Source organism: Alteromonas sp. S167 (assembly GCF_036864375.1).
Classification (GTDB): domain Bacteria; phylum Pseudomonadota; class Gammaproteobacteria; order Enterobacterales; family Alteromonadaceae; genus Alteromonas.
Window position 1 is genome coordinate 1 of record NZ_JAZETR010000001.1, and the last position, 11,388, is coordinate 11,388.

8 protein-coding genes are annotated in these 11,388 nt (G+C 39.1%); 3 read left to right on the top strand and 5 right to left on the bottom strand.

Annotation, left to right across the window (positions count from 1 at the left end; translation table 11 throughout):
* From V7R35_RS00005 to V7R35_RS00025, 5 genes are all read right to left on the bottom strand, one after another.
* Positions 1–725: reverse transcriptase domain-containing protein (locus V7R35_RS00005; RefSeq protein ID WP_334012441.1), on the bottom strand; the 725-nt coding region annotated here is incomplete at its 3' end.
* Entirely contained in the window at positions 722–1,318 is a 597-nt protein-coding gene (locus tag V7R35_RS00010; protein WP_334012442.1) for an SLATT domain-containing protein, read from the bottom strand. The genes V7R35_RS00010 and V7R35_RS00005, both read right to left, overlap by 4 nt.
* Before the next feature lie 202 nt (positions 1,319–1,520).
* Positions 1,521–2,747, bottom strand: a complete 1,227-nt coding sequence (locus V7R35_RS00015) for a restriction endonuclease subunit S (protein ID WP_334012444.1) — start codon at positions 2,745–2,747, stop codon at positions 1,521–1,523.
* A complete protein-coding gene (locus V7R35_RS00020; RefSeq protein WP_334012445.1) occupies positions 2,740–5,301 on the bottom strand; it encodes an N-6 DNA methylase in 2,562 nt (853 codons plus the stop codon). The genes V7R35_RS00015 and V7R35_RS00020 overlap by 8 nt, the downstream gene beginning before the upstream one ends.
* Before the next feature lie 79 nt (positions 5,302–5,380).
* The gene (locus V7R35_RS00025; RefSeq protein WP_334012446.1) at positions 5,381–6,316 is read right to left on the bottom strand and encodes a restriction endonuclease; all 936 of its coding nucleotides are present in this window, start codon (positions 6,314–6,316) and stop codon (positions 5,381–5,383) included.
* A 685-nt stretch (positions 6,317–7,001) separates the two neighbouring features.
* Between V7R35_RS00025 and V7R35_RS00030 the strand changes: the two genes are divergently transcribed.
* The 3 genes from V7R35_RS00030 to V7R35_RS00040 are packed head-to-tail and all read left to right on the top strand — an operon-like array spanning position 7,002 to position 11,387.
* A complete protein-coding gene (locus V7R35_RS00030; protein ID WP_334012448.1) occupies positions 7,002–7,904 on the top strand; it encodes a TnsA endonuclease N-terminal domain-containing protein in 903 nt (300 codons plus the stop codon).
* Positions 7,892–10,099 (top strand): integrase catalytic domain-containing protein, encoded by a 2,208-nt coding sequence (locus V7R35_RS00035; RefSeq protein WP_334012450.1) that lies wholly within the window; start codon positions 7,892–7,894, stop codon positions 10,097–10,099. The genes V7R35_RS00030 and V7R35_RS00035 overlap by 13 nt, the downstream gene beginning before the upstream one ends.
* On the top strand, positions 10,092–11,387 hold the full coding sequence (locus V7R35_RS00040) for an AAA family ATPase (RefSeq protein ID WP_334012451.1): 1,296 nt from the start codon (positions 10,092–10,094) through the stop codon (positions 11,385–11,387). The genes V7R35_RS00035 and V7R35_RS00040 overlap by 8 nt, the downstream gene beginning before the upstream one ends.
* Position 11,388 lies beyond the last annotated feature (1 nt).

Here is an 11,388-nt window from a genome sequence, read left to right on the forward strand (position 1 = left end):
CTTATATCAGTTGCTATGGTTTGTGCGTCATTAAAGTCGCAAAATACCATGACATCATCGACATATCGGTAGTACTTAATGTTTGGCAACGATTCAAAATAGTTATCAATGTTTAAAAGGTAAATTGCGGCAAGAATATTGGATATCGCTATACCTTGGGGCACGCCTCTTGTCGAAAGCTGATCTGTTGTTTTCGACACTGACACTGTTGGTGAGGTAATTGCTGAGAAAAGTACATTCTTAATATCCTCAGAACGTATTTTTTTACCTAATCGGCTTCTTAACTCATTATGCTTTATCGAAGGGTAGAAGTTACTGACATCAAGCTTAATAACGCCTGTAAAACCGCCTGACTCAACATCCGCCTTCACGCGTTTGATTACTTTTTGCGGTAAATTAAATTCAATATCACCGTCATAAATCTCAGTTAAAAAATCACACATAGCACGCATTGCAATGCGATCTCTAACCGTTGGAATGGAAATCTCTCTAGGGGCCTTATCCTTGCCTTTACTTACCAATTTCAGCTTGTACTTAGTAAATTTATAAGTGCCTGCCAGCATTTTTCGAGACAGAATAGCTATTTGCTCATCAAGTTGAGCACGGAAGGCATATTGATCTAGATTATCGATGCCAGTCGCACCCGAATAAACTACATGTTCAACGAAAATTCGCTTTAAGTTTTCTTCTGAAAAATGGTTATTATATTGCTGCTGAATTGTCATGCTAACTTCTCAATAGCAACCAAAAGAATAACAGGCAATAAATATAAAAGCGTCAGTAATACATATCGTCTAGCTAGCCACCATGTAATGCTTAACCAGTGATACCATGTAGGGCAGCGGTCTAAGTCTTTTTTACACCCTGTACTAGTAACCACTTCTTTATTGTTGGTAACGTGTTCAAGACATAGGGCGATGTAATAATCATAATCTGTATGATTCTCACAAAGCCCCATGATTTGTTCATAGTCAGAAGATAGCTGGGCAATATTTGCGTTTTGTGCTTTCGCTTTTTGATAAAAAGTATTCAGGGTTTCGTAACTTTCTTTAATAAGGCTAGCCCGTTCTTTGAAAGACAACCCTGCAATAAACCCTGACAGACTTAATACCAACACTGAATACACTATCCAGCTAATACCAGCTAAGTCTTCCTTACCTGCTGATGGTGTGAATTTTAAGTAATAGATTGAAACGGCAACGCCAAAAAATGAGTACCACAGCAACAGCAACTGTGATTGAAATGCGTTAGAAAGCAAACGCTTTTCTGCTTGTATTCTTGCTTTTCTTGTCCACCATACATTGTCGGAGAATGCCATTTTACTACTTCCTTTTTTATTGAGGCGTTCTAGGGTGTCAGTGGGTTACATAGAGTTAACACCCCTGACGGGGCAAGCCGTAAACTCCCGAAGAAGCCACAACTAAGAGACAAGCTCTTCAATATTAGTTGCACTCACAAGTGAGTGGTCAACCTAGTCAAGCCGGAGCAATCAAGGCCAACACACCCTAGAACAAAACTTGTTATACCTTTACTTTCCCTGTTAGCAAATCGTGCATCAGGCCCTTTTTGATATTGATTGTCTTTGTCTTCTCTGCATTATATCTATCTAGATATTTATCTACCGCTTCAATCCTGCGGTTAATTTCAATTTGCTCATATAGAGGCGGAAATGCTAATTTCTCTCGATAAAGCGTCTCTCTGTTAAGACTTGGAACTCCAGTTGACTCATTCAATTTAACGAAATCAAAAGTGGATAGCCTTCTGGCTAAAAACCTCATATCGCCATCAATAAATTTTGAAACAAAATAGGCAGTATCAACAACCCAAAATGGGGCTTCAATATAATAAGGATTATTTAAAGTTCCTTTTCGCCCAATCAATATTGAGTCTGCTTCAGACATTGTAGAATTGACGTACTCTATAAAACCGCCAGTCCCATAAACAGGAATTGAACCATCATTATCCCTAACAGCGACTTGAGATTTTCCATATGAAATTTCTATTCTTTCTTTTATGGATTGAACTTTCCAATCTTTAGGCACCCAACCAAGTTCTGTTTCTTGATATAGTTCTGGCGCTTCTTCATAGCTTGGGCGCAATTGACCATAGCGTTTGTTGGTTTCTGGCGTGCCAGATAAATCAATACCGCGAGAGAACAAATCTGCCATCATACCTTGTTTGACGGCAGTATATTTTTCGATTAGTTTAAGAGTTTCCTTTATGAGGTTATCTAAAGTGCATAGAACATTTGCAATTTTTTTTTGATGTTCGATGTCAGGCGGGTACATTACCTTTAATTCTAGGAACTCTTTTAAATTCAAATTGTCTCGACCATCTCCTGTTATTACTCGATAAGCCTGCTGTTTGAAATGAGAAGAATTGAAGAAGTAACATAAGTACTTATTATAAATCCGCTGATTATCGACCCTTGTATTTATTGTTGCAAATCCGTGAGCACCATCTAAAGTTTGTGGAATTAATGAAGATGTTGCAATATCTCCAGTATGAACACTAACTACATCCCCAGCTTTAACTCTTCGTCCTGAATGTAACTCTGCGAATTCAGGGTCTAGATTTATCATTCCCTCTGTACGAATGTATCCTTCTTTTATATCCGAATTCCGAATAAGAGGAACCCCCTTTTCGACATAGCTTTTCGTCATAGTAGTTACAAGGCCAATCCATGCTTTATCAGCTAACTCACTAACGGTAGACTGAAGCATTGTTGTAAATGATTGATTACTCATATCCCAGCTCCACTAAGAACTGGTTTAACAAGTTAGCCTGCTTAACACGTTCAGTAAGAATCTCTTTGGCTGTAATTGCATACTTGTTGTGAAGCTTCTCAACCGCTTTAATCAATTGCTTAACAAGTTGGTGTAGGTAATGAGCATAACTATTAACCATTTGCTGTTTAAAGCGTGCCTCAATAAGTGCCTTTGCTTTTTCTCGTGTGATTTTTTCACGCGCAGCATCAACAAGATCTTCTTTTTTCTTTTCCGCTTCTTTTATGCCAGCTTTTAGTTCTTTTAACTCTTTTTCAAGTGCAGTGTGTTGCTCCAACTTTGCGTCAATCTTGGCATTGGCTGAGGTTAGCTTTTCAATGCTCGCTTCAAGTTGTAATACACGCGCAGGGGCTTCTTTTTTAGCAAACTTTAGCTCTTTCTTTAAGTCACGAAGTTGCCCATTGTTTTCTTTTTTCGCATCTTTAAGTACTTTCACCTGAGCTTTTGGTAACACGCCAGATTCAGACTCGTCCTCTGCTTCTTCATCATCTTCAGTTGACTCATTTACCGCAGCAAACAATGCTTCCAATTCTGTAATTCTGGCTGCGTCTTTTTTCAGGTTTGCGAGTACCTCAGGGAACTGAGATTCAAGAATTTCTTCATCTGGAATTAGCTCAGCATTCCAACCTGAGTTGGCAATAGATTTAAGGTCCGCTTCATGTTGTTTAAAGTTATTTGCCATTGCACCTCGCACTTGATAAATAGTTAGCAAGTTTTCAGGTAATAAGGCACTGACAATGCTGTTTAGGGCATCGCGTCTTAACGCAAAAACACCTTTCGAGCCTAAGGTTTCATCACCGAGTTTATGGAACTGCGGAACAAAGTGCGTACTCCACCAGTTATCTAACTGCCCATAAAAAGCATCATGTTTAGCAATAAGTTGAGGGTGGTTTTCTATAGTTGTTTTAATGTCAGCTTTACTTTCAATAACCGGAGCAAAAGAGTAATACTCACCATCTTTTTGTTTAGGGTGGCCTGAAGTAAACAGTGCTTCTTTTAATTTGGCATAATTTTGCCAGTGAGATTCAAGACTGTTAACTTCATCCGCAGGTACACCACCGTTTAAATGTGCTTTTACATCATGAGGCTCTGGTGCTGGGCTGTTGTCAACATAACGTCTAATGTTTAAATTGAATTCTTCTTGCTCAAGTACACTAACAGGTACTGCTCGTGCGTACTTTTCTACTTTGTTATCAGTATCTGAAGTGAGAGATTCATAAACATGAGTGATTTTTTCAATGTCTTCTGGGCGAAGACTGTTTTGGTTTTTACCTTCTTTGTATTCACGATCCGCATTGATAAACACAACATGTTTGCGATTAGCCGCATTAGCCTTGTTAAATACAAGGACACAAGCAGGAATGCCTGTTCCATAGAATAAGCCTTGTGGTAAACCAATAACCGCTTCTAAGATCCCTTCTTCAATAAACTTTTGGCGACAGGTTTTTTCTTCTCCACCACGGAACAGCACGCCATGTGGCATTACCACTGCCATCTTGCCGTCTTGCTTGAGGGAAGCCAGCATATGTTGAACAAACATAAAATCAGCTTTTTTACCGCCTTCAGGAAGCCATGTATGGAAGCGGCTTTGGTGTGTCATGCCATCGCGACTGTAATTTTGCGAAAACGGGGGGTTCGCGATAACCCTTGAATAAGTGCGGATTTCGCCATTCGCGTCAATATGCTGGGGTTTGGCAAGGGTGTCTTCATTTTGAATATTTGCACCGCCAACACCGTGCAAAATCATATTCATTTTACAAATAGACCATGTGGTGCCGCTGTCTTCCTGCCCGAATAAGTCTATTTTGTTTACGTCACCACCCGTTTCTTCAACGTATTTTTTACTTTGGATGAGCATACCGCCACTGCCAACTGTGGGGTCATATATTTCCATCCCTTCACCGGGTTGAAGAAGTTCAACCAACAAGCGAACTACCTCTGAAGGCGTATAGAATTCACCACCTTTTTTACCAGCGCTGTCGGCAAAGAACTTAATTAAGTATTCGTAGGCTGCACCTAGTAAATCAGGAAATTCAAAGCATTCATTGGTTAACGTAAAATCTTTTTGGTCAAAATGCTGAATGAAATCGATCAGCACCTTATCTTCCATCGGCTTTTTACCAACTTTTTTGTTGAAGTTGATATGCTTTAGTACATCTTCAAGACCCTTTTTAATATTGGCATCTTCAAGTGCAGCAAGCGCTTTATTTAGCTCAGTCCCCACGTTTTTCTTAACGTGCTTAATAGTTGACCATGATGCTGCTTCTGGGACAAAGTAATCAAACTGGGAAGGCAAAGAAACAAGCTTTTCAATTGCTGCTTCAGATTTACCTTCTTTTTCTAAACGGGCGCGGATAGCGGCTTTATCTGCTTCAAATTGATCAGACATGCGCTTTAAGAACAACATACCAAAGATGTATTCTTTATATTCCGAGGCATCCATTTTGCCGCGTAATATGTCACACGCTTTAAAAAGTAGATTTTCTAATTTGCTTAACGTTAGTTTTTGTTTCATGTAATCGTTATTCTCTATATTTGAGTGATGAAGTTTTTGCCTCAGCACTCATTGAAATCAGTGGTTATAGGCTTTCGGCTCATACTTCAAAAAACTCTTCGTCGATTTTCTTCAGGTGCAACACCTGTTCGTCTCTGCTGCCGATGTTGTAGCGAAGCATGAGTTTAGCTAATTCTTTACCGTTAATTAGAACTATTCGCATACCAAGGTCTTTAGCTGTTTGTATAGCGGATGGCGTAAAATCCGATGTGGTAATGAAAATACCTTTTTGCGCTTTCTTTAAATTGAGTGCACCAAAGAAATCACGGATGTCACCAGAGCCGACGTTATTGCCCTCTGAGTAGCGTTTAGCTTGAATATAAATTTGGTCAACGCCTAATGGATCTTGGTCAATAACACCGTCTATACCGTTATCACCTGATTTCCCGAGTGCGTGCGCCGCGCCTTCGCCTGTGCCGCCATAGCCCATTGCTAGCAACAGTTCGATAAGCAAGTCTTCAAAAAAAGCTGGAGTTACCTCACGTGTGCGAGAAATAAGCTCTAACGCCAGTGCGTCGTTAATAGCTTTATAAGCGTCCAGTAACGCTTCGTCAGGCGTTATTTCATTTGATGCTAATGGTTTACTAAATTCTTCTGTATTTAGCGCCTGAGGGGCGCTGCTGTCGTTCTTTTGCTCTTTAAAGGCCACAAACTCATCAAATTGCTTGAGGTAATCGTTGTTAATAGTTGCATTTGTATCTTGCAATGCCTTGATACCACGCTCAGTAATGACAAAGTGTGCTCTTTTAGTGGCTTTTAAGAGGCCCGCTTTTGTGAGGTAGGTTCGTGCCCAGCCAATACGATTATCTAAAACGTTTTGCCGTCCACTTGGCAGAGTTTCGTTACGCTCTTCGTCAGTTAAGTCAAATGTATCAGCAAGCTGATTGATAACTTCTCGAAGTTTAACTTCATTGCCATTGTTTGCTTGTACAACCTCTAAAAACGGCCGCATGAATTGCTGATAATTTGGGATCATTCCTTGTCCTTGATTTTATTCTTATCTAGTTTTAGCAGAAAAATCAGCGAGTCTAACTGGCTCTGTGAAAGACAGCTATAACGATTTTTAAGTAGGCTAACGGTCAGGATATTGTAAAAGAACATTTGGAACAAGAATGCTTATCGCATTGATAGCAATTAGTTAACTTAAGCAGCACTTACTAAACGCGGAAGTTTTATATTTACTCTGGCGACGAACTTTTTTTTGAGCTTTTTGATATTTTTCTAGTCTCATTTTCAGCGAATTGACGTTGCTTTACGAAGTGCTCAAACGCTAGTTTGTTGCTTTTGTTAAATGGCTTCAGAAATAATTCAAATTCAATCAACTTTTCTTCTGTGATTCTCATTGTGTAAATGTTGGGTAAATTGTTAATTTTAAAATTTTAGTAATGCATGGGGTCCCCGTCAAATATGGCCTCTGTTGACAAAGTTAATTTATTTGTTACGATAAAGTGCATTTCGAAGTGAAATTCAGTTCAGTCTCTCATTTTTATCAATAAAAACCTTTAATAGTTACACATTCTAGTTGTTTGTGGTTAGTTATTTTTGTTGTTTTCAACGAATTTATTGACTTTACCAATAACTTTTCGTGGTTTTTGTGCTTTTCCTTGTCATTCTCAATATCTGAGACTATTTTCCGATTTGTAGTCATTGGAAAATAAGTTATGAAAAATGCAAATTCACCTAAAATTAAACAGCCAACTGTCACTGAGTTAACTGAAAATAAAATTGACGATTATTTAACCCGGAGAGAATTCGAAGGTAAGTACATTCCGTATAAAACCGCTCGTCAGTTCTCAAGCATGGGAAATGCCTCAACTGAGCAACTAGGCCAAGAAACACAACGTCACGAATACTTTTCAGACATGGAACGGCATTTTGGATTGACACTCAGTTATTTAAAAAACGTTTCTAAGGTAAAAACGCAATATCCTTTAATAGATGTTGATACAACATTAGCGGTTGCGGCTCGTCTTAATATCGCGCATCCCCGTTTTGCACCAAAACGTGGATTGGTAAAAGATGCTAATCAAGGGTATCAAGCATCTATCATGACGACAGATTTTTGTTTTCAATATGTCGATATTATGACAGGTGAAACAAAAAAGATTGCTGTCTCGTTAAAATACAATGATGAAGTGCTTATAGTAGATAGTGGTGATGCTGTTACTGGTCGCACACAAGATAAGCTGAAAATCGAACAAGCTTATTGGGAAGATGAAAAGCAGCAAGAGTATCGTTTAATTACATCTTCACATTGGACGTTGAGTCCGAACTTAGTCAAAAATATTGCAATAGCTAGAAGGCATCGTGACCTTGATGTTCCCCATATTATTCTTAAGTCTTTTCAAGTTCATTTTTTAGAATTCCTTACTGGTAGAAAGCGTCATCGATTGGCAGATTTGGTTTTTCTGGTATCCAAAAAAATGTCTATCTCGTTTGAAAAAACATACGGCGTATTTTGGTATCTCATCTGGCATAAAGGCTTGCAGGTAGATCTATTTCGTCCGCTTGCTGATGCAAGTTTTGTCTTTAATGCTAAGGAGGACTACGCATGGGAATGGTAGGTCTTCCGACAGAAGAGGCATTTGATTATTCAATTAACGAAATCATAAAAGCTAAAAATACAGATGAGAAAGAACTCGAATATACCGTTGCGTATACTTTTCCTGAATCAAAAGTAGTTGCGCTATCTCTACAACGTAAAAAACCTATTAAGCCTATTCTGGTTAAAGTTGGCGAAGATATCGAAGGACGTGCATGGGACATGTTTGAAAGAACGCCTAATACGTTTAGTTCGTCTAGACATTATTTGTCTGCCACAGAAAGTCGTGTAGCCACTGCGTATGAGAGATACTCAAAAATAAGACCACTCATTGAATCTAATGACATAGAATTATATATCAAAGGCGATTTATCCAGAAAATCTTTCGAGGCTTACGCCAAGCAAGCCAATATAACTCCTCAGTCGTTATATAACTATCTCAATCAATACTTAGCATTTGGTTCTCACCCTTTAGCGCTGTTACCACTAACGTATCTTTGTGGAACTAATCGAAAGTTACCTCTAAATAGTGAAGAGGCTGAAGCGAAGAGAGCTAAACGAGGTGGAGCTTTTATTGGCGCAAAAGGCGATTCCGACGAATATTTAAGACGAGATGCTACGCAAGAAGACATAAAGCGAATTAAACAATTCATAAAAAAATACTTATCCAAAGTTTCAGACCACAAATATACTTCGTTACATAGCGAGTTTTGCCAACGCCTTTGTTATTCATCGGCTGACGTATATGGACGGAAAGAGCGCTATCTTGACTTTCGCAAGTTTATTTCTATTGATCAATTTACGGCTCACTTTCAAAAGCATGTAGATTGGAAGAAGTGGGAAGAGCTTAAAACGAGTGCAAAGGCAGTTCAAAATAATCAAGACATTACACGTGGTAAAGCACAAGAAAACTCTATTGGGCCAAGTGACACCTATGAAATTGATGCCACTACACTAAATATTTACGTGGTATCGAGAATCAACAGCAGGGGCGAATATACAACTAAAGAGGTAATTGGTCGCCCGTACTTGTACTTCGTAGTTGATACCTTTTCGGGGGCTATTGTAGGCTATTGCATTACTTATCAGCGCGGCGTTTCCGCCGTCAAAAAAGCACTCTACAATGCTTTTACAAATAAAGTTGATTTTTGTGCAAGGTACGGAATTCAAATCGATGAAGATGATTGGCCTTGCCAACACATATGCGTAAGGTTGTTCTGCGATAGAGGGGGAGAATATACCACTAGTCTTTATGATGACATGCTGGCAGCAGACTTGAAATTAGAAACCATTACCTTTGCGACTTCTTACTTGAGTAAAAAAAAGGGGACTGTAGAGGTAAATTTTGATTCTCAAGACAAAATTCTGTTTCAGCGATTGGACGGGAGTGTAAAGCCGAATCCTGCAAAAGATGCCGTTCACCCTTCAAACTTCGCCATACATGATATTGACTCGTTAAATCGACTAATTATTGAATCGATTTTGTCGTTTAATCGTCAAAGAATGAACCACACACGGTTACAATCTTTTGATGTGTTTGAAGGAGTTAAGCCGACGCCTTTAGCGCTATGGAATAAGCACATTTCTAAAAGAATGGCTTCTGGGAATCGTCGCCCTAAAAAACTAGTGATGTACGCGATGTTGGAACAAGAGGAAGCAAAAGTATCCACCCACGGTATACTCATTTTATCGAGTGAGCTTACATATAGAACATCCCATAAAGGTTTCCAAGATTGGCAACTAAAGATCAGCTTTAGTGGTCAGGCGAAGCCTTCAATAAAAGTGCGTGTAAACAAGGATGACCCGCGTTACGCATGGTACTTATCAAAACAGTTTGGTACGGAAATCATCGAATTCACACTGGCGTCGCATGATGAAAGGTTTGAAGACCTAACTGCTGAAGAAATTAAGCAGCAAAAACAAATCGAAAAGCAAAGGATGTCTATCAATCGTAAAGACCGAAGAATGGCAAACGTTGCCTTGCAAGCATCGATAGCTGAAGAACGTGAGTTATCAAACGAAAACACCTCAACCAGCCCTCCAGATCGCAAAGGCATAGTCGCCGGAATGCAGGATAACTTCAGGCAAGCACAGAAATCAGAAAACGCCAGAGATGTTATCGAAACTCGAAATGTGTTTGGCACTAGTGCAATTGATTCATCCGCAGATTACTTTGATACTCCATCGTTAAATAGTGAAGGAGGCAGTGATGACTGAAGCGACCCTTCTGCTTGAAAAATGGATTGATGATAATCCATTTATTACATCGCTTCAGATGCTGAAGCTAACTGAATCTGAATTGATATCTCGACTATCGGCAAGGGACGATATTACTCCCAATTATTCTACATTATCAAACGGTATCAAACGTGTTGGTTTGGCTAAACGATTTTATGTTCCGCCAGAGTATACATTTGATTTGTATAATCAAATTCATCACATGATCCTTATTGGTTATCTCAACCGCCACCCTAAGACAGACGATTACGATAAATATCTCAACTTAGTTGAAAACGGCGAGGTTTCGGTAAAAGACTTGCCTGCACCAAATACTCTAATAGACGCTGGAACTGCCATGTTTTGTATGGGGCGCTCTGGGCATGGTAAAACTACCGTTCATGATAAGTTGTTAGAAACGCTTGATCCTTTTGATAACTTTCATCCCCCTTCTGAAAACACTGGATTTAGACGACTACCGCAGGTCATGTTTGTAAAAACTTATATTAAAAGTGCGACAAGTAAAAAAGCTTTCTTAGTTTCAATTCTTAATGCCATCGATAAAAAGCTCAATAGTCATTTCACTGCAAAGCTTCCAAGCAGAGACACTGTTGGTGAGCAGGTGATTTATGTCATTAAAATATGTCGAATGGTTGGCCTTGGTTTACTTGTAATAGATGATGTCCAATGGGTTTTAAACTCTAAAACGACGAGGGATAACAAGGTTGTTACTAATGTTTTTTTAGAAGAATTTTTCAACGACTTAGGCGTACCAATGATATTCATTGGTACGCCTGAAGCAGGAGACCTTTTCAGTGCTCCAGAACAGAGCGAGCAGTCTGAACGGCGTTTAATCAGTGATGGTAAGTTTATTCTAAATGATCACTCTATTGAACACATAACATGGAAGACAATGGTTAAAGCCTTAAGCATGAACTTTTTAGGTATGGGCGAGAAGTTAGTTGATAAGGAGTTTGAACATGCAATTTTTTATTATTGTGAAGGAAACATAAGCAAGTTGAAGCGACTGGTAAATCATATACTAAATGCGAATTTGAGTATGACCAAAAGTAATCGATTTAACTCTTTGTATACAGCGCATGTGGCCACTCACATACGCAAAGAATCGATTAAACCGAAGCTACCTAAAGTTGATGTCACGCCAGCCTATTCTGCGGAAAAAACAGCGCAAATAGTTGATAAAAATACGCAGAAAAAGGACTCAAAAAAGCAAGAGCGTATTGAGCGGATAAAACGACTTCAAGCCCTAGATATGGGGGACGAGTGAG

Coding starts and splice junctions, on each gene's coding strand:
- V7R35_RS00010 (WP_334012442.1), bottom strand. CDS start 1,318: ATGGCATTCTCCGACAATGTATGGTGGACAAGAAAAGCAAGAATACAA.
- V7R35_RS00015 (WP_334012444.1), bottom strand. CDS start 2,747: ATGAGTAATCAATCATTTACAACAATGCTTCAGTCTACCGTTAGTGAG.
- V7R35_RS00020 (WP_334012445.1), bottom strand. CDS start 5,301: ATGAAACAAAAACTAACGTTAAGCAAATTAGAAAATCTACTTTTTAAA.
- V7R35_RS00025 (WP_334012446.1), bottom strand. CDS start 6,316: ATGATCCCAAATTATCAGCAATTCATGCGGCCGTTTTTAGAGGTTGTA.
- V7R35_RS00030 (WP_334012448.1), top strand. CDS start 7,002: ATGAAAAATGCAAATTCACCTAAAATTAAACAGCCAACTGTCACTGAG.
- V7R35_RS00035 (WP_334012450.1), top strand. CDS start 7,892: ATGGGAATGGTAGGTCTTCCGACAGAAGAGGCATTTGATTATTCAATT.
- V7R35_RS00040 (WP_334012451.1), top strand. CDS start 10,092: ATGACTGAAGCGACCCTTCTGCTTGAAAAATGGATTGATGATAATCCA.